Here is a 16989-nt window from a genome sequence, read left to right on the forward strand (position 1 = left end):
CCCTAAATAGCCAGAGAGGAGCCTGTAAAGTTTGTGTAAGCGGTCGGAGAGATAGCCCAGTATGAGACTGCAACCCATGCTCCGACGCCAGTCAGAACCCTCGGAAACCAGCCAGCTCCTCAACCAACCTTAGCAGCATTACTCCGGTCCCGTGCCAATCCTCTGCGAGCATGGGATGGTCAAACAACTCGGCATTAGGAAATGCGCGATCGCGAATTTTTCAATTAAGTTGCGATAGCTCCACTGACTGCCGCCTGGAACGCGAGTGTCCTTTGTAAAAGACGGTCCACGATCTCAGCATGCTCGATTGCTTGCAGTTCAATCTGGCTATTTCCCCGCAGGTTGCGCGCTCAATAACTCCGCCATACCTATATAGCGTACGCCCTCAGGCGAAACCTCAAATCGACACGGCAGCACCTCGACACCCGCCGCGATCGCCGCCCGCAACAGTTCCCCGTAAACTGGGTCGGCACTCTCGCCCGGTGCGAAGCGAATGCAGTCGCTGCGGTTGATGAAGTACAAAATTGCCGGCGTCGCTTTGCCAGCGATCGCGCTAAGTTCGCGCAGGTGTTTTTGACCGCGCGTTGTCACCGTATCGGGAAACAGCGCAAGCGTGCCCAACGCCCACGTTGCATTTTTGACTTCGAGGTAAATTGGCAGCTGCGATGCCTCCGGTCCCGTCAGCAGGAAGTCAATGCGACTGCCATCATCTTGCCCATAGCGTACTTCAGACTGCACCCGCGTGTAGCGTCCAGCTAGAGGCGGCAGCAGTTGGCGCTCTAACGCAGACTTAAGAATTCGGTTGGGCAAATTCGTATTGACGCCCACCCACGTTAGCTGCGTGTCCTCGACTTGAATGAGCTCCCAGGTATAAGCGAGCTTGCGCTTGGGGTTGGTGCTGCGCGACAGCAGCACTGACGAACCGATCGCCGATACGCCCGTCATAGGTCCCGTATTCGGGCAATGTGCGACGACGATTTCACCTGAATCCAGTTCGACCTCCGCAAAGAAGCGCTTGTAGCGTCGCAGTAGCTTACCAGACAGCAACGGTGGATATCGGTAAAGCCAATCGCGTTCGGAAAATGCTGTATCCTCGTCCGTCATTCAACAGCATCCTCGATCTCGTCCGAGCTTGCTTCTAGATTGTCGCCCGCCGCGGGCGGTTCAACCTGCAATACGATCGCTTTGCTGGGCAGCATCTCGAACTCGATGCCATCGAGGCAACTGGTAGCCTCAGCGAGCGCGTCTCCATCGGCAGATTGGCCCGCCGAAGCAAGCGGCTCCTGTAAAGGTCCATCTGGTAGGATCTCAGTCTGGGGTTGCTTCACCTCGGGCTGGAACTTTTCAGATTGAGCTTTCTCGGCACGGACCTTTGCGGGCAGCGAGGGCATTACGGCGAGGCGATTGTAAATTTTGCCAGCATCGGCATCTAGGGCCGGACGCACCTTGCCATGTCCCGGACCATACCAGGACGCGAAACCGCTCATCGGCAAGTTGTTGGCGCGTTCGTCGAGCCACTGGCGAGCCACTACCCAGCCAAGCGGTCGAGCGCCCAACCCGGTTCGCACGGCATTAGTCCACTCAAACGCCAATCGCTCCACAGGCACCGTCGGGTCGGAAGCTGCGAGAGCGAGCGGATCGATTGAAAACAGCGGTAGGTCGCCAGCCATTACGCCCGGCTTCCCGGCAACAAAACCCGGCCGCACGCGTATGGAAGCAAAATCAGGCGACGCAACAGCGGCAGCCAATTGCTGGGCGACAGTTGCAGCCTCAGTGCGATCGCGCAGGCGAACGATCGCGCGGTCCCCAATAGCAACTACAGTACCTTTAGCTTCCTCGAGCACCGACACATGACGGCTAGACGCGGACTGGGGCCAGAAACGATCGGCTATGAACGAGAACGGTTGCGACCAATCAAACGGTAGTTCGCCCCACGCAGCACCCGTCTCGGAAAAGACGGATGTCCCCGCTAGGGGTGTGTCCAGCGCGCAAAAAGAATCCAATGCCTCAGTCGAGCCGGCCTCAATGACCGGCAAGAGCGGAGCCGTCCCCGATGCCAAGAGGGCTCCTGCAGCAAAGTAAGCGCTCGTCAGTGACGCCATTTGAGAGAGTCTAGCCATAAGCCTCCACGATTAAATCTGCGCGCGGGTTAAACCACTGCTTTTGTCCCGTGACCGCATCTCAAAACAGCCCCCTTAGGGAAGACAATACATTCCCAAACAGTTCGGTTTATGCCTCGCAGGTTTATGCCTCGCAACAGAAGAATCTCGGTAGAAATGCCTAAAAGATCTTACCCGTCCGCGGCGTGACAGCGATCGCCGAGCGTCGATCTGGAATGTTTCCCCACCCGCATCTAGTCCCCGAGCCCGCTCTCCGTCAGGACAGCGCTAAAATTGTATCAGAATATTAAGAAATGTAAATCATTTGGCATGCTACTACGTCAAGAGCACCGCAGGAAGCTCGACTCTAGTAACGACCTCGACTTTTACGGCGTGCCGCGCTTCGTCACGCACGTCGACGGCAGCTTCATCGATCGTCTAACGCAGCTCTATCGCAAACGCCTGCAGCCAGGCACGCGAGTGTTGGACTTGATGAGTAGTTGGGTGTCTCATTTGCCGGACGATATATCGTTCGAGCGAGTGGACGGACATGGCATGAACGCCGAGGAACTTGCCCGCAATCCGCGGCTCGACCGCTACTTCGTCCAGGATCTGAACGAAAACCCCAAGCTACCGCTCCCCGATAGCGAATTTGCGGCCGTGTTGAATACAGTCTCGGTGCAATACTTGCAGTACCCCGAGGCTGTCTTTAGCGAGGTCCGCCGCGTTCTCGCGCCGGGTGGGATCGCGATTGTGAGTTTTTCCAATCGCATGTTTTTTCAAAAGGCGATCGCAGCGTGGCGCGACAGCAGCGAAGCCGGACGCGTTGAGTTGGTCCGTCAATACTTCCAGGCAGTACCTGGTTTTGGCGAACCGGACGTCGCAATTAAAAAATCCGCCGTGCCGCCAGTATTGCAGATGCTTGGCATTGGCAATGCCAGCCCATTTTATGCCGTTCTCGCCACTAAAGTCGCATAAGGGGCTATGCCAGGAATGGCACCGACATTTAGGAGTCTCGAATCCGTAAGAACTAGTTCGGGCAGAGATTTTAGTCGCTTGAGCGGCGATCGTCCTGACTTGTTCAATACCTGCTAGCTGCAATTTATTTCAGCAAGGTCGTGACCCGCTCCGCACCTTTGTCCTGCCGTTGGGTGGAGATCTTGAGAGTAAAGATGTAATGCCCTGAACCCCACATGCACTAAGGGTTATGGCTTTAGTCGGTGCCATTCGGCTCTCGTACATCCATCCATTTCCTTTATCGAGCTGTCAAGACCCGACTTCTAAACTTATGCAAGCTCCGAAGTGTGCGAAAATCGGGGCGGTCCGACGCCCGCTATTTCGGCCGACGCTCCTCAATCAAGACAATTGCAGTCCCTCGGCGCGATCGTCGTGCATTGCCAAGAGCAAGATAAACAAAGCGAACGGAAGCGAACGACCATGGTGGCAGCGATTCTTTTCGATCTCGATGGCACGCTGGTCAATACCGACCCCATTCACTTTAAGCACTGGAAGGTGCTTCTTCGCGATTACGGCTACGAGATCGACCGTGAGTTCTACGATGCCAAAATTAGCGGCGGCACCAATGAAGCCATCCTGGCGGACATTTTGCCGCAACTCTCGCCGGAACAGGCCCGCGACTTTGCCGAGTATAAAGAAGCCCAATTCCGTGCTTCAGGGTCTGACCTCCAGCGCCTGCCCGGGCTGACGGAAATGTTGGCATGGGTGCATTACAACAACCTGAAGAGTGCCGTCGTCACCAACGCACCGCGCGCTAATGCCGAGTTCATGCTCGCGACCCTCGATCTTGCCGATACTTTCTCGATCTTGGTACTGGCAGAAGATGCTCCCGCTGGCAAACCCGATCCCGCACCATACCTGATAGCAATGGACAAGCTGGGTGTCACCGCTGAGATGACGATCGCCTTCGAGGATTCACCGTCTGGCATCCGCGCGGCCGTAGCTGCAGGAATTTACACAGTTGGCGTTGCCTCGACTCACGACCCCAGTCGCTTGCACTCCGCCGGTGCCAGCCGCACCATCAGGGACTTTACAGACAAGGAGTTGTGGGAGTGGCTGCGCGTCCTCGACTGCGTAAGCTAGTAACACCCTGCATCGCTCACTGGGGCAGCTCGGTAGATGTTCCGTCGAAGGAGCATGCTGCAACGCTATTGCCAAAAGCAACTCATTCAATTTAACTCGACCGATGCGAGGTCAGGCACGATGGATGAATGGATGTGCGCCGCGATCGCTGAAGCGCGCCAGGGACTAGCCGAAGGCGGTATCCCAATTGGCTCAGTGCTCGTGCGCGACGGTGCGATTCTCGGGCGCGGGCGCAATCGGCGCGTCCAAGATAGCGACCCGATGACCCATGCTGAAATCGACTGCCTTCGCAAAGCAGGTCGTATCGGCAGCTATCGCTGTGCCGTATTGTATTCAACGCTGATGCCTTGTTACCTTTGTGCTGGAGCCGTCGTACAGTTTGGGATCGAAACTGTCATTGCTGGCGAGTCAGCCACATTCGGCGGCGCGCGCGCGTTCATGGAATCCCACGGCGTTATTGTCCGCGACCTCGACCTTGACGAATGCAAGCAGTTGATGCGCGATTTCATTGCGGCCAATCCGCGCCTCTGGGACGAAGATATTGGCGAGTAACCCAAGTGCAGGCCGCTCCAATTCCGGTGAGCTTCCCCTAGGGCAAACGCATGCAAACCTATCTAGATTTCTATGCCACGACCTTAGTAGGGTTTTAACGATCTGGAGTGCTTGAAATTCGCTCAGCGCTCTGAACAAGCCCAGAACGGCCCGTGCTTCTTGCGAAAATCGAGCTGAAGTTTAAATATGTCTTGACCCATAGTTTCCTAAGGAAGCGTTGACTAATCCCCCTGCGATCGGCTAGGCTTGTACCTTTGGGTACTTCACACTGTGGCTCCTGCAGCCGAGGAGGGGGAGTACGCACGCACGCCATTAAGGAGTTGAAATATCGTGCCCAAACGCCGCCAGCAAGTTGTTCTCCGCCATGATGTCAAAAAGCTCGGTAGCACCGATGATGTTGTCGACGTCGCGCCGGGTTATGCACGTAATTATTTGATCCCGCAAGGACTCGCTGCAGTTGCAACGCCGGGGCTCCTGCGCCAAGTCGAACAGCGCAAGGAAAAAGAGCGCCAGGCTCAACTTGCACTGCTCAAGGATGCCCAGGACCGCAAAACTGCACTCGCGACCGTCGGCCGCCTGACTATTCTCAAGCAGGTGGGTGAAGGCGATGCTATCTACGGCACCGTTACCACTCAGGACATCGCCGAGGCGATCGCGGCAGGAGCCGGCCAGTCGATCGACCGACGATCCATCGAGTTGACGGATGATATCAACGCCCTGGGCGTTTATAAAGCAGAGGTCAAGCTCCATTCGGAGGTGAGCGCGACTGTGGAATTTGAAGTCGCGCCCCTATAAACCGCACCCGAGGCTTTCATCACATCTGCTACCGAGCGCGCTCGCTGGCTGCAGTCGGTGTATCTCCATTAGATGGCAGTTTGCCCGCGGACAGACTGCGGTCCTAACGCGTTCGCGGGCGCTATCCTATGGCCAACGATCGCGACTTTGCGGTCGATATCCGTGCAATTTACGGTCTGAGATGTCCGACACTAGCGCCCGTTTGCCCGACACCTTGCCGCCGCACAATATCGAAGCCGAAGAGTCGATTCTCGGCGGCATCCTACTCGATCCCGAGGCGATCGCCCGCGTTGCCGACACCCTCTCGCCCGATGCTTTCTACGTACCGGCGCACCAAGCCGTCTACGAGGCAGCGATCGCGCTGTTCGCCCAGAATAAGCCGGCTGACTTGATGAACGTGACGGCCTGGCTGCAGGATCGCAATCTGCTCGCGGGCGTTGGTGGAGCAAGTAAGCTCGCGCAGCTCGTGGAGCGGACGGTCTCGGCTGTGAATGTCGATGGCTACGGCAGCTTAGTCACGGACAAGCACTTGCGCCGACAGTTGATCGGTGCGGGGCGGGCGATCGCCGATCTTGGATACGACACGGCGTTAGAGCTACCAGCCGTGCTAGATCGCGCCGAACAGACAATTTTCCAACTCACCCAAGCCCGGCAGCTCCTCGGGCTGGTGCCGATTGCTGAAACCTTGGTGCAGACCTTCAACGACCTCGAAGACCTGAACCAATCGGACCAATTGCCGGGGATCGATTCGGGATTTTACGACCTCGACGCCATGACCAGTGGGTTCCAGCGCTCGGATTTGGTCGTGATTGCCGGCCGGCCCTCGATGGGCAAAACGGCGCTGGCACTCAACATCGCTCGCAACGTTGCCGGAACCCATCAGTTGCCCGTGGCGGTCTTTAGCTTAGAAATGTCCAAAGAGCAACTCGCCCAGCGGTTACTTGCTAGCGAAGCTCGCATCGATAGCAATCGCCTGCGTTCGGGACGTCTGGCACAACAAGATTTTGAACCCCTAAGCGCGGCGATCGCGCGCCTGTCGGAGATGCCAATCTTCATCGACGACACTGCCAATGCCAGCGTCATGCAAATGCGCTCTCTCTCTCGCCGCTTGCAGGCCGAACAGGGCGAATTGGGACTGATCTTGGTTGATTATCTGCAGTTGATGGAAGGAAGCGGCAGCGACAACCGCGTTCAAGAACTCGCCCGCATCACGCGTGGATTAAAGACCCTTGCCCGCGAGCTAAAAGTCCCGGTTATCGCCCTCTCGCAACTATCACGCGGTGTCGAGCAACGTTCCAACAAACGTCCGATGCTTGCTGACTTACGCGAATCGGGCAGTATCGAGCAAGATGCCGATTTGGTGATCATGCTGTATCGCGACTCGTATTACCATCCCGACTCGCCCGATCGCGACATCGCCGAAGCCATCATTACCAAACACCGCAACGGTCCAACAGGAACGATCAAGCTCCTCTTCTCGCCGGAACTAACGCAGTTCCGCAACATGCTTGCCAAGCAGCCGGCCTATTGACGGGCGATCGCGATCTACCCCCTAGCTTTGACGTCAGTATCCGCTCGAAATCGGTCCTCTTCCCATGACGCGCTCGACCTTTACGAAAAGGTCGGCAAGCTCGGGCTGTGCGGGGAAGCAAATGAGCGCGATTGTCTAGTTGGTCTGGTCGTAAATTTTGAGCGTCCCAGCGCATGGATTGCGGTTGACGAAGTGTTTCGACGCGAGCGCGCGCCGGTCGATCGGCAAATACTCCTGGACGCTCGACAAAGTTATAATGCTGCCGAATTTCTCTTCGCGGACGCAATCGCTCTCGGATTTCGACATCCCCTCGGCAATCAGTTCGGGATTGGAAACAGCTTGTCAGCGATGAACGACTAGCTGTATTTTTCCGCTAATGGACGTTCGCGATCGCGCCAGCCCGAGTAAAATCCGACTTGCCGGAATCCAAATCCGCCGGTCAGAGCCCTAAATGCTGACAGCGGCCGTTCGAAGAGCCAGCCCCAGTCCAGGAGAATAATTGCCAACGATCGGAGCTGGGTTCAGCTTTCCGCCGAGCGTAGGAATAATTGGTCCATCGATATACTTGGTGGCGATCGCGGGCAGTTGCTTCTGGCTCGGGATAGTCCACCACCAAATAGATCGGACGTTTACCGCGGCCTTCTGTGGCACGACTCCAATCGGCTTCGCTGCAAGCTTTCGACCCTAAAGCGATCCCTTGGGTCTCCCGCAGTTCTGCAGGCGGTCAGATTCCCGCCCTAAACGGTAGCGATCGCTACCAGCACGCGATCGCAAATAATCGACACCGGCGGATTCGCGCGGCGTGCGCCTAAAAGTTTGAAAACTATCTTAAGATTTAGAGACAAAGGGCATAAGCACTCGCTCAGAGTAGAGCCCCGAGCTCAGACATCGACCTAGAGATAGAGGAGGCAAGTCATGGCGCTCGTTCCCATGCGACTGATGCTGGATCACGCAGCAGAAAATGGCTACGGCATTCCGGCGTACAACGTCAACAACATGGAGCAAATCCGGGCCATCATGGAGGCTGCTGACGAGACCAACAGCCCTGTGATCCTGCAAGCTTCGCGCGGCGCGCGCAAATACGCGGGCGAGATCTTTTTGCGTCACCTGATCCTTGCAGCGGCGGAATCCTTCCCCCATCTGCCGATCGCGATGCACCAGGACCACGGAAACGGTCCTGCTACCTGCTACTCCGCGATGCGCAACGGTTTCACCAGCGTGATGATGGACGGTTCGCTGGAAGAAGATGCAAAAACGCCTGCAAGCTTCGAGTACAACGTGGCTGTCACCGCTGAGGTAGTGAAGGTGGCGCATTCCATCGGCGTTAGCGTCGAGGGCGAGCTGGGCTGCCTGGGTTCTTTGGAAACCGGACAGGGCGACAAAGAAGACGGTCACGGTGCAGAAGGCATCTTGACCAAAGAGCAGCTGCTGACCGATCCGGACGAAGCGGTTAGCTTTGTAGAACAAACGCAGGTGGACGCGCTCGCAGTGGCGATCGGCACCAGCCACGGTGCGTACAAGTTCACCCGCAAGCCGACTGGCGAAATCCTCGCCATCAGCCGCATTGAGGAAATCCACCGCCGCCTGCCGAACACCCACTTGGTCATGCACGGTTCTTCATCCGTGCCTAAGAAGTGGATCGACTTGATCAACGAGTACGGCGGTCAGATTCCCGAGACCTACGGCGTTCCCGTCGAGGAAATCCAGAAGGGCATCAAGAGCGGCGTCCGCAAAGTCAACATCGATACCGACAACCGCCTGGCGATCACTGCAGCTATCCGCGAGGCCGCAGCTAAGGATCCCTCAAACTTCGACCCGCGCCACTTCATGAAGCCGTCGATCGAGTACATGAAGCAGGTTTGCGCCGATCGCTACCAAGCATTCGGCACGGCCGGCAACGGTACGAAAATCAAGCAAGCCACCCTCGACGAGTACGCGGCTAAGTACGCCAGCGGCGAGTTGGCTGCGAAGATTCAGTCTTCTCCAGCAATGGCTGGAGTCTAGACCGGTTTTTCACATGCGCAATTAACCCTTGCGTTTGTCGAGCTATGACAATAAACGGGCAGTCGTGATGGCTGCCCGTTTTTTTCTGCATGTCTTCTGATGTATGCGAGTAGCGTCACAACACTTTTAGCAAGCTGCGCGATGCGCTCGTCTCCCAAGGCAGTCTGCAACGCGATCGACGACCCCGCACCCGACTCGACGCACCACTCAGTTCGACGATCGGAAGCGGCGGGGGCGAATGACGGCCGCGTAACTCAGACCCCGGACTTCATCGTCCACGGGCACGAGCAACAAGCGCATCCGATCGTTGGTAAAACGCGCCTGCCCGCGCAGCACGGCCGGCCGGGACGGCGTGGCGATCGCGCGCACCACCCTGCCGTTGTAGGTTCGAAAGCGTACTCGAACGCGCCCCGACTCAACCGAAACACGTACGTTTACTGGATACGACCGTGCCTTCGTACGCGATCGCGCACCGATCTGCAGCTTCACGGCATGGTTCAGCACCTCCACCCAACCGATGCACTCGTAACCGCGACCGATCCGCGCCCGGCAGGTCGAGCGATATCCGCCGATCGCGCGATCGCCATTGCGGTTGAGATAGGACGCACCGCCGAAAACGATACCCGTTATCAACATCAATAAGGCGATCGCGAGGGCTACAGCTCCTGGACTGGCTTGCTGCCGATCCACAATTGGACGCTCCTAATATTCGCTGTTTTTAGTCAAGTGCTGACCCGCTTGAACCCCGAGCTCGCGCAAGGGAGGTGGCATTGTCCGGCAACCGAAGTGGGCGATCGCCGGGACTGGTCATTTCACAATCCCCATGCCAAAATAGATGCGAACATGCGAACTACTCGGAGTTACGTTGCGTCTGGGGGTACGACTGGGGTGGCGAGCTAGAATGACGGCACGCTCCCACCGCTAGCAGTTTTTTTGATTGAGGAGCACTTGGGCGATCGCCACGCAGCAAGTCAAAATCCCGCACGAACGTCAGAGACGCGGATTAGATCTGCGATTCAGACTCTAAAATCTACCAGCTTTTTATTGCAAGAGGCATCTATGGCTTCCAGTAGCGTAACAAACGACCCTAATAAAGAAAAAGCTCTCAACCTCGTGCTCGGTCAAATCGAGCGTAACTTCGGGAAAGGCTCGATCATGCGTCTGGGAGACGCAACGCGGATGCGTGTCGAGACCATCTCCACCGGGGCGCTAACCCTCGATCTAGCTCTCGGCGGTGGACTGCCGAAGGGTCGCATCATCGAAGTCTACGGCCCTGAAAGTTCTGGCAAGACAACCCTTGCTTTGCACGCGATCGCGGAAGTCCAAAAACAAGGGGGTGTGGCTGCTTTTGTCGATGCCGAGCACGCACTCGACCCGGCCTATTCGGACGTGCTCGGAGTCGATATCGAAAACCTATTGGTGTCGCAGCCCGATACCGGTGAAGCTGCGTTGGAAATTGTCGATCAATTGGTGCGATCGTCGGCAGTTGACTTGGTCGTAGTAGATTCGGTTGCAGCACTCACCCCGCGTGCAGAAATTGAAGGCGAGATGGGCGACACTCAGGTCGGTCTGCAAGCACGATTGATGAGTAAAGCTCTGCGCAAGATTGCTGGCAATATCGGTAAATCCGGTTGCACGGTCATTTTTCTCAACCAGTTGCGCCAGAAAATCGGTATTTCCTATGGCAATCCCGAAGTCACAACGGGTGGTAACGCACTGAAGTTCTACGCATCCGTACGCTTGGATATTCGCCGCGTGCAAACGCTCAAGAAAGGCAGCGAGGGCGAGTACGGTATCCGTGCAAAAGTAAAAGTTGCGAAAAACAAGGTTGCACCGCCGTTTCGCATTGCCGAGTTTGACATCATCTTTGGGTTCGGGATCTCGCGACTGGGCTGTTTGCTAGATTTGGCAGAGCAAACCGAGGTCGTCAAGCGCAAAGGAGCTTGGTACAGCTATAACGGCGACAATATCGCCCAAGGGCGCGATAACGCAGTGCAGTACCTGGAAGACAACCCCGAAATTGCTGCCACGGTCGAAGAGAGCGTTCGCGAGCAGCTTGACATTGGAGGCACGCCAACAGCACGCGGCAGTCACAGGGGCAAAGGTAGCGATGCCGATACTGGAGAAGAAGAATAAGATTATGCGGATTGGCGGATTGCGTAGCGACTGCTCGTTACTCCCAATCTGCCACAGCCAGCAGAGACCCAGCGCGTGGGATCTTTGCGGGACATGGTTTTGAAAAGAGCTTGGGAAGAGCGGGTGTTGGAACCTAAAGCATCGCATTTAGCTTGGAAAGCCGAACACTTTACTTTAATTTCAAGGGTTACAGACTTCGATTTTCAGCTTATGTCAGTTTTTGACTAGTTCTCACTGTCCGCGGATAGTTGATTGGTCGATATAAAGCCTTCCGATCTGTATCTCGACGCTATTTAGTTCTGGGAAGTAGCTATCTTTTGAACCCATGTCAGTTAAAAAGGGAGACGCCGATCGCACACCCGATCGCGCACTTCATCATCATGAAAAATGCCGACCATGGTACAGCCGCCGGCCTTACGAGCTTCAATAAGTTGCATCACCACTTCACGGTTCTCAGCATCCAATGCTGAGGTCGGCTCATCTAATAGCAAAATCGGGTAGTTAACCGCAAATGCCCGAGCGATGTTGACTCGCTGTTTTTCACCACCGGAAAACGTGGTGGGGGATAGCGACCATAATCGTTCGGGTAAGTGGAGTTGGGCAAACAAGTTGCGGACGGTGTCATAGGCTAGTTCTGGCTCATACCCTAGATCCAGTAGGGGTTCTGCCGCCACTTCGAGGGCGGGAACACGGGGAATCACCCGCAGAAACTGGCTGACATAGCCAATGGTGTGTTGCCGAACGTGTAGTAAGTCATGGGGCGGAAGTTGCGCTAAATCAACCCAAGTGTTTTGATGCTTGACCCAAATCTGCCCGGCATCAATACGGTAATTGGCATAGAGCGATCGCATGAAGGTGGATTTCCCGGAACCCGATGGTCCCTGGAGCGCGACGCATTCCCCGGCTTGGACCGTCAGCGACACGCCCTGAAGGACGGGGATTTGGGCACCGCCCTGATGATGCAGGGTAAAGGTTTTATAGAGTTTCGCCGCGTGGAGCGAGGCAGCGGCAGGTAATGCGGCTGGGACAGCCGTTGGGGTTGGCAATACAGAATAGGTCATGGGTATGGCGCGTGTGCTGGGGTATTCGGGTATGGTTCTGATGGTGTAGCGAGATTTGGTGACTCGCTGTTCTTGGATTAGGGCACGAGCGTAGCACTGACCAGTTGCTGGGTATAAGGATGCTGAGGATCGTCCAAGACCTGGTCGGTTAAGCCAGCTTCCACCACCAGACCGTTTTGCATCACCAGCAACCGTTGCGCCAGTAACCGCACCACCCCGATGTCATGGGTGACGAGAATGACGCTGAGGTGGAGGGTGCGCACCAGCGATCGTATTAAATCCAAGAGGCGAGCCTGCACGGAAACATCCAGTCCCCCGGTGGGCTCATCCATCAGGACCAGCTGAGGACGGGTCACCAAAATGCGCGCGAGCTGCAAGCGCTGTTGCATGCCGCCGGAAAAGGTGCTCGGTAGGTCGTCCATCCGCTGTTGTGGAATTTCTACTTGGGCTAACCACTGCAATGCCTCGGCGCGAATGTTGCCGTAATGGCGATCGCCCACGTCTAATAAACGCTCGCCAATGTTAGCTCCGGCGGTCACACGCAATCGCAACCCGTCGCGAGGATTTTGCTGCACAAACCCCCATTCTGTTTTCATCAGTTGACGACGGCGCGCTTCGGGTAAGGTCTGTAAGTTGAGGATTTGCCCTGCGCGATCGCGATAGCTCAGTTGCCCGCCATCAAGGGCAATTTGTCCGGCGATCGCCCTGAGCAAAGTACTTTTGCCGGAACCAGATTCACCAATAATGCCTAGCACTTGACTGGGATAGAGGTCAAATGAGATGCGATCGCAGGCGGCAATATCTCCATAGCGTTTCGTCAAACCATCAACGGTTAACAACGGTGTAAGTAGAGAATTTTCTGTAGTCATCACTCAAGTTTGGTTAGTCAAGTTTCCGGGGAGTTTGGGTCTGTTGCTGCTGGCGCTGGTGGCAATAATCGGTATCCGAACAGATCCAAAGGCGATCGCCCCGGTCGTTCGTTACAACTTCATCCAGATACGTATCCGTCGCTCCACAAAACTCACACGGTTGCTCCCAGCTTTCCACTGTGAAGGGATGGTCCTCAAAATCCAGGCTCTTCACCTTGGTGTAGGGCGGTAAGGCATAGATTCGCTTTTCCCGTCCCGCTCCAAAGAGTTGCAAGGCCGGGCTCATGTGCAATTTTGGATTATCAAAGCGGGGAATTGGGCTCGGTTTCATCAGGTAGCGATCGTGCACCATCACCGGATAGTCGTAGGCGATCGCAATATGGCCAAAGCGCGTGACATCTTCATATAACCGCACGTACATCGGTCCATATTCTTCAAGAGCGTGCATTTTGTTGGCTTCGGTGCGTGAAGGTTCGATGAAGTACAACGGCTCCGGCATAGGCACTTGATAGACCATAATTTGACCTTCCCGTAAGGCGGTTTCAGGAATGCGGTGGCGCGTCTGAATCAACGTGGCCGCCTCGGTCTGCTCCGTGGTCTCCACGCCGCAGACTTTACGAAAGAAGCGGCGAATATTCACGGCGTTCGTTGTATCGTCCGCCCCTTGATCGATCACTTTCAGCGTATCCGTTTGCCCAATCACCGAGGCAGTAACCTGGATGCCCCCCGTCCCCCAGCCATAGGACATGGGCATTTCGCGGGAGCTAAAGGGAATTTGGTGTCCCGGAATCGCCACCGCTTTGAGCAAGGCGCGCCGGACAGAGCGCTTGGTCTGTTCGTCTAAATAAGCGAAGTTAAAACCGGGTTCGGGTGTGGTTGGAGTCGGAGTCGGTGGGTGCATGGCTAAATGAGGAAGAGTTCAGGTGTGGCGGGGTTTTGCAACCCAAGGTTGAGGATCGAGGTGGGGCATGGTTGATCCACCCAAGGTGGAGTTTCGGGGGTAGTCCTTCACAGTAAGGGTGGAGCAAGGGCAGAACCTGCACTCAGCCATGCTTCTCAGCCAGCACGAGCTTCACACTTCAGGACTGCCCATTCATGGAGTGACCTCTGCAGGAGACTGGGGCATGTGTTGAGAGTCTGGGGTTGGGGAAGGAACGGAGGTATCCTCTGGAGCGGGATCGGCTGACAGGGGGTCAACTGGGGCGGCATCAGGTTTCGACGGATCCTGGGCTTGGCCGTATTCCCGACGCAGGGTGCGAATTAGATTCAGTTCCGCTTGGAAGTCGATGTAATGGGGGAGTTTGAGGTGCTGCACAAAGCCTTGGGCTTCGACATTGTCAGAGTGGAACAGCACAAACTCTTCGTCTTGGGCGGGACCGTCGATTCCCTCATTTAGGTCCCGTGCTTGCAGGGCGCGATCGACCAGTGCCATCGCCATCGCTTTGCGCTCGTTATAGCCAAAGGTGAGGCCGTATCCTTGGGTGAATTGGGGCGGAATCGTCTTGCTGCCCTTGAACTGGTTCACCATTTGCACTTCGGTGACGGTGATATCCGCGATCGCTACCTCAAATCCCAGTTCTTCTGGGCAAATTACCACCTCGACATCCCCCAGCCGCACTTCTCCCGCAAAAGGATGATTCTTGCCATAGCCGCGCTGGGTGGAATAGGCCATGGCGAGTAGGAAGCCCTCGTCGGCACGTGCCAGATTTTGTAAACGGGCATCGCGCTGCGTGGGCGTGGTGAGGGACTGGCGGGTGAGATCGAACGGGTCGGGAATTGGCGCGTAGGACTGCTTGCCATTGGGCGGGTCGGACGAATGAGCTGGGGTCGCATCGGTTGGGGCTGAATGGGTTGAGGATGTATTCGCGAGGAGTCCTACAGGATCGATCAGCTTTTCCCGAGCAAGAGTATTGGCAACTCTGGGCGTGGATTCTGAGACTGAAACAGGCGCGGTGGTGGGTGCCGTAAATTCGTTGGTTTCGGCGGCTAATTTGAAGTCCAATAAACGATGGACATAATCAAAAGTGGGTCCCAGTTTTTGGCCGCCGGGCGCATCTTTGAAGATGGCGGAAATGCGGCGTTGCAATTGCATGCGATCGGTGTTCAGCGGTTTGCTGTAATACAAGCGGGGCAGGGTGGTCCGATAGGCACGGAGCAGAAAAGCCGCTTCGACCAAGTCCCCCCAGGCTTGTTTGATCGCCAGGGCGGCGAGGTCGGGATCGTACAAACTACCTTCAGCCATCACCCGATTTACTGCAAGCTGCATTTGCTGCTTAATCTGTTCCAGTGATAGTTCTGGCACGGCAGGATCGCCGCGGCGTTTAGCCTTGAGCAGAGCTTCGGCATTTTGGATGGCCTGTTCGCCACCTTTAACTGCAACGTAGGGCATTGATTTCTCCGAGGTTTACCTATTCATCTACGGGCATCGAAAAACTCTTGACCCACTGCTCAAATCCCAAAGATTCTTAGCAAGCATGGGCTTTTTTATGCTCGAGGCTGGTCGAGAGGGGCATTTCGTAGCAGCCCGCCGCTCGAGATTGCGCGATCGCATGTTGCATCATGTGCCTCCCAATCCCTTGTCTGTGAAAGTCGGGGGCAACGGCGACTCCTGCCACCCCGCCCGCCGAGGTGCCGGTTGCACCAGAGAATCCATACTCAACAAGAAATATGTGCCTACGGGGGACTGCGGCAGTGCCGTCAATATGACCAGCCCGATTGGGTGGTTAGGGTATTGCTGCAGGCGCTGAAACAACTGCTCGGCCAGAGCGAGGTCGTCCCTGGGTTCGCGATCGATCTCGACTTCGTAATTCAACCGCAGCACTGCCGACAAATCACCAAGCTTCGTTTCCCCCCTCAACACTGACATTACACGCCTTCATGAGGATTGTTGACACGAGCCGTGCGGGGTAAACCCAACACTCGATCGGCGGCAAACCACCAGAGATCTAAACCTAGGGGATAGTGTTGGGTCATCGCTTGCCATTGCTGCCAGAAGGGTCGCGCCAATGGCGATTGGATGGTGATAGTTTCTAAAATGCCGGGACCTTGGAGGGTCACAGCATGCGTTCCAGTCATTGTCGGTAGTTGCACGAGCAAACTGGTCGACGCTTCCGGATATTCGGCTGAGCCCCAATAGAATTCATCTAAGTTGGGCAGAGTGCTCGCATCGGTAATCAAAGCAAAATCTGACTGCTGCGACACGTCCGTAAACCGACAGCCGGTATGAAATACCAGCCAGGCACGAACCGCTTCAGACGTGCCGGGTTGCAACCAAACCTGCGTTTCCAGGTCAAGCAGCGTCAGGCACGCCGCCGCGCAGCTAGGGGTCAACTCCGGCGGATGGGGCGGCGATACCGTGGTTTGAGGGATTCCCGGTCGTGAAAGGGCATCCAGCAACGCTCGAAAGGTGCGTTGGGCATCATGTACTGGATCGCGAAAGCCAGGTAGTTGGGTGGTTGGCATAGTGGCTTCGAGGAAAGGAGGGAGAGGTGGATGGTGGACAGGCAAACGCGTGAATGAGTAACGGCGTAAGTGAGTTCGGAATCCACAGCTAAACAGTCGCAACTGGAGCAGGCTGGTTTGGAACTTGGCTTACTACCTCACCTTCCCGTGGAACCTCAATCATCTCCGAGCTGTTCCACAGTCCGGGCAGCAATCCGTCCGTAATAACGGCGGGGCTGTAGGCAGCCACTCGGCAGTGGCGAGCAGTTTAACCAATCTTTGGTTTGTCCTTTAGTTGCTATCAATTCTTCCAGCTCCAATTTTCTTTAGTGCGATAGTCCAAATGAAGGGAACCGGATTCCTCTAGGTGAATTCCAACAATCGGCGCGATCGTTCGCCAG

General features: G+C 56.0%; 20 protein-coding genes. 8 read left to right on the plus strand and 12 right to left on the minus strand.

Translation table 11 applies throughout. The annotated features are described in order from the left end of the window. Window positions 1–327 precede the first annotated feature (327 nt). The gene (gene sfsA / locus KR51_RS00790) at window positions 328–1104 is read right to left on the minus strand and encodes a DNA/RNA nuclease SfsA (RefSeq protein WP_022603866.1); all 777 of its coding nucleotides are present in this window, start codon (window positions 1102–1104) and stop codon (window positions 328–330) included. Further along, entirely contained in the window at window positions 1101–2120 is a 1020-nt protein-coding gene (locus KR51_RS00795; RefSeq protein WP_022603867.1) for a hypothetical protein, read from the minus strand. The genes sfsA and KR51_RS00795 overlap by 4 nt, the downstream gene beginning before the upstream one ends. Window positions 2121–2429: 309 nt before the next feature. Between KR51_RS00795 and KR51_RS00800 the strand changes: the two genes are divergently transcribed. From KR51_RS00800 to dnaB, 5 genes are all read left to right on the plus strand, one after another. Beyond that, window positions 2430–3077 (plus strand): class I SAM-dependent methyltransferase, encoded by a 648-nt coding sequence (locus KR51_RS00800; RefSeq protein WP_022603869.1) that lies wholly within the window; start codon window positions 2430–2432, stop codon window positions 3075–3077. 324 nt (window positions 3078–3401) lie between these two features. Further along, entirely contained in the window at window positions 3402–4199 is a 798-nt protein-coding gene (locus tag KR51_RS00805; RefSeq protein WP_232214487.1) for an HAD family hydrolase, read from the plus strand. Between the two features lie 120 nt (window positions 4200–4319). After that, window positions 4320–4751 carry a nucleoside deaminase gene (locus KR51_RS00810; protein WP_022603873.1) on the plus strand — a complete coding sequence of 144 codons (432 nt, stop codon included), beginning with the start codon at window positions 4320–4322 and terminating at the stop codon, window positions 4749–4751. Window positions 4752–5081: 330 nt separating this feature from the next. After that, window positions 5082–5546, plus strand: a complete 465-nt coding sequence (gene rplI, locus KR51_RS00815; protein ID WP_022603875.1) for a 50S ribosomal protein L9 — start codon at window positions 5082–5084, stop codon at window positions 5544–5546. Between the two features lie 181 nt (window positions 5547–5727). After that, window positions 5728–7077, plus strand: a complete 1350-nt coding sequence (gene dnaB / locus KR51_RS00820) for a replicative DNA helicase (protein ID WP_022603877.1) — start codon at window positions 5728–5730, stop codon at window positions 7075–7077. A gap of 135 nt (window positions 7078–7212) precedes the next feature. On the opposite strand, the gene KR51_RS19000 is transcribed toward dnaB, so the two are convergent. Together KR51_RS19000 and KR51_RS19005 are read right to left on the minus strand one after the other, a co-directional pair. Further along, a complete protein-coding gene (locus tag KR51_RS19000; protein WP_022603879.1) occupies window positions 7213–7383 on the minus strand; it encodes a hypothetical protein in 171 nt (56 codons plus the stop codon). Between the two features lie 50 nt (window positions 7384–7433). Then, window positions 7434–7583, minus strand: a complete 150-nt coding sequence (locus KR51_RS19005; RefSeq protein ID WP_156914896.1) for a hypothetical protein — start codon at window positions 7581–7583, stop codon at window positions 7434–7436. A 138-nt stretch (window positions 7584–7721) separates the two neighbouring features. Here KR51_RS19005 and KR51_RS19010 point away from each other — a divergent pair, with 138 nt between their 5' ends. Next, complete coding sequence (locus KR51_RS19010; protein WP_156914897.1) at window positions 7722–7889, plus strand: hypothetical protein; 168 nt, start codon at window positions 7722–7724, stop codon at window positions 7887–7889. A gap of 103 nt (window positions 7890–7992) precedes the next feature. Then, window positions 7993–9081 carry a class II fructose-bisphosphate aldolase gene (fba, locus tag KR51_RS00830; RefSeq protein WP_022603881.1) on the plus strand — a complete coding sequence of 363 codons (1089 nt, stop codon included), beginning with the start codon at window positions 7993–7995 and terminating at the stop codon, window positions 9079–9081. 207 nt (window positions 9082–9288) lie between these two features. On the opposite strand, the gene KR51_RS00835 is transcribed toward fba, so the two are convergent. Further along, window positions 9289–9771: a hypothetical protein gene (locus KR51_RS00835; protein WP_022603884.1), complete on the minus strand. Its 483-nt coding sequence runs from the start codon at window positions 9769–9771 to the stop codon at window positions 9289–9291. Window positions 9772–10140: 369 nt separating this feature from the next. On the opposite strand from KR51_RS00835, the gene recA reads away from it, so the two are divergent. Next, window positions 10141–11217 carry a recombinase RecA gene (recA, locus tag KR51_RS00840; protein ID WP_022603886.1) on the plus strand — a complete coding sequence of 359 codons (1077 nt, stop codon included), beginning with the start codon at window positions 10141–10143 and terminating at the stop codon, window positions 11215–11217. 332 nt (window positions 11218–11549) lie between these two features. Here the strand turns inward: recA and phnL are convergent, their stop codons facing one another. The 7 genes from phnL to phnH form a co-directional block, all read right to left on the minus strand. Beyond that, the gene (gene phnL / locus KR51_RS00845; protein ID WP_022603888.1) at window positions 11550–12278 is read right to left on the minus strand and encodes a phosphonate C-P lyase system protein PhnL; all 729 of its coding nucleotides are present in this window, start codon (window positions 12276–12278) and stop codon (window positions 11550–11552) included. A gap of 77 nt (window positions 12279–12355) precedes the next feature. Further along, window positions 12356–13147 carry a phosphonate C-P lyase system protein PhnK gene (gene phnK, locus KR51_RS00850; RefSeq protein WP_022603890.1) on the minus strand — a complete coding sequence of 264 codons (792 nt, stop codon included), beginning with the start codon at window positions 13145–13147 and terminating at the stop codon, window positions 12356–12358. Window positions 13148–13160: 13 nt separating this feature from the next. Next, window positions 13161–14048 carry an alpha-D-ribose 1-methylphosphonate 5-phosphate C-P-lyase PhnJ gene (locus tag KR51_RS00855; protein ID WP_022603892.1) on the minus strand — a complete coding sequence of 296 codons (888 nt, stop codon included), beginning with the start codon at window positions 14046–14048 and terminating at the stop codon, window positions 13161–13163. Between the two features lie 192 nt (window positions 14049–14240). Continuing rightward, the gene (locus KR51_RS00860) at window positions 14241–15536 is read right to left on the minus strand and encodes a carbon-phosphorus lyase complex subunit PhnI (protein WP_022603894.1); all 1296 of its coding nucleotides are present in this window, start codon (window positions 15534–15536) and stop codon (window positions 14241–14243) included. A gap of 76 nt (window positions 15537–15612) precedes the next feature. Continuing rightward, window positions 15613–15762 carry a GNAT family N-acetyltransferase gene (locus KR51_RS21125; protein ID WP_408638075.1) on the minus strand — a complete coding sequence of 50 codons (150 nt, stop codon included), beginning with the start codon at window positions 15760–15762 and terminating at the stop codon, window positions 15613–15615. Beyond that, window positions 15705–16013 carry a hypothetical protein gene (locus KR51_RS20425; RefSeq protein ID WP_022603895.1) on the minus strand — a complete coding sequence of 103 codons (309 nt, stop codon included), beginning with the start codon at window positions 16011–16013 and terminating at the stop codon, window positions 15705–15707. Before KR51_RS20425 ends, KR51_RS21125 begins: the two co-directional genes overlap by 58 nt. Then, the gene (gene phnH / locus KR51_RS00870; RefSeq protein ID WP_022603896.1) at window positions 16013–16609 is read right to left on the minus strand and encodes a phosphonate C-P lyase system protein PhnH; all 597 of its coding nucleotides are present in this window, start codon (window positions 16607–16609) and stop codon (window positions 16013–16015) included. Before phnH ends, KR51_RS20425 begins: the two co-directional genes overlap by 1 nt. Between the last annotated feature and the right edge of the window lie 380 nt (window positions 16610–16989).

The organism is Rubidibacter lacunae KORDI 51-2 (assembly GCF_000473895.1).
Classification (GTDB): domain Bacteria; phylum Cyanobacteriota; class Cyanobacteriia; order Cyanobacteriales; family Rubidibacteraceae; genus Rubidibacter; species Rubidibacter lacunae.

Bases quoted from the DNA above. Each gene is read 5' to 3' on its own strand.
- sfsA (WP_022603866.1), bottom strand. From the start codon at position 1,104: ATGACGGACGAGGATACAGCATTTTCCGAACGCGATTGGCTTTACCGA.
- KR51_RS00795 (WP_022603867.1), bottom strand. From the start codon at position 2,120: ATGGCTAGACTCTCTCAAATGGCGTCACTGACGAGCGCTTACTTTGCT.
- KR51_RS00800 (WP_022603869.1), top strand. From the start codon at position 2,430: ATGCTACTACGTCAAGAGCACCGCAGGAAGCTCGACTCTAGTAACGAC.
- KR51_RS00810 (WP_022603873.1), top strand. From the start codon at position 4,320: ATGGATGAATGGATGTGCGCCGCGATCGCTGAAGCGCGCCAGGGACTA.
- dnaB (WP_022603877.1), top strand. From the start codon at position 5,728: ATGTCCGACACTAGCGCCCGTTTGCCCGACACCTTGCCGCCGCACAAT.
- KR51_RS19000 (WP_022603879.1), bottom strand. From the start codon at position 7,383: ATGTCGAAATCCGAGAGCGATTGCGTCCGCGAAGAGAAATTCGGCAGC.
- fba (WP_022603881.1), top strand. From the start codon at position 7,993: ATGGCGCTCGTTCCCATGCGACTGATGCTGGATCACGCAGCAGAAAAT.
- recA (WP_022603886.1), top strand. From the start codon at position 10,141: ATGGCTTCCAGTAGCGTAACAAACGACCCTAATAAAGAAAAAGCTCTC.
- phnL (WP_022603888.1), bottom strand. From the start codon at position 12,278: ATGACCTATTCTGTATTGCCAACCCCAACGGCTGTCCCAGCCGCATTA.
- phnK (WP_022603890.1), bottom strand. From the start codon at position 13,147: ATGACTACAGAAAATTCTCTACTTACACCGTTGTTAACCGTTGATGGT.
- KR51_RS00855 (WP_022603892.1), bottom strand. From the start codon at position 14,048: ATGCACCCACCGACTCCGACTCCAACCACACCCGAACCCGGTTTTAAC.
- KR51_RS00860 (WP_022603894.1), bottom strand. From the start codon at position 15,536: ATGCCCTACGTTGCAGTTAAAGGTGGCGAACAGGCCATCCAAAATGCC.
- KR51_RS20425 (WP_022603895.1), bottom strand. From the start codon at position 16,013: ATGTCAGTGTTGAGGGGGGAAACGAAGCTTGGTGATTTGTCGGCAGTG.
- phnH (WP_022603896.1), bottom strand. From the start codon at position 16,609: ATGCCAACCACCCAACTACCTGGCTTTCGCGATCCAGTACATGATGCC.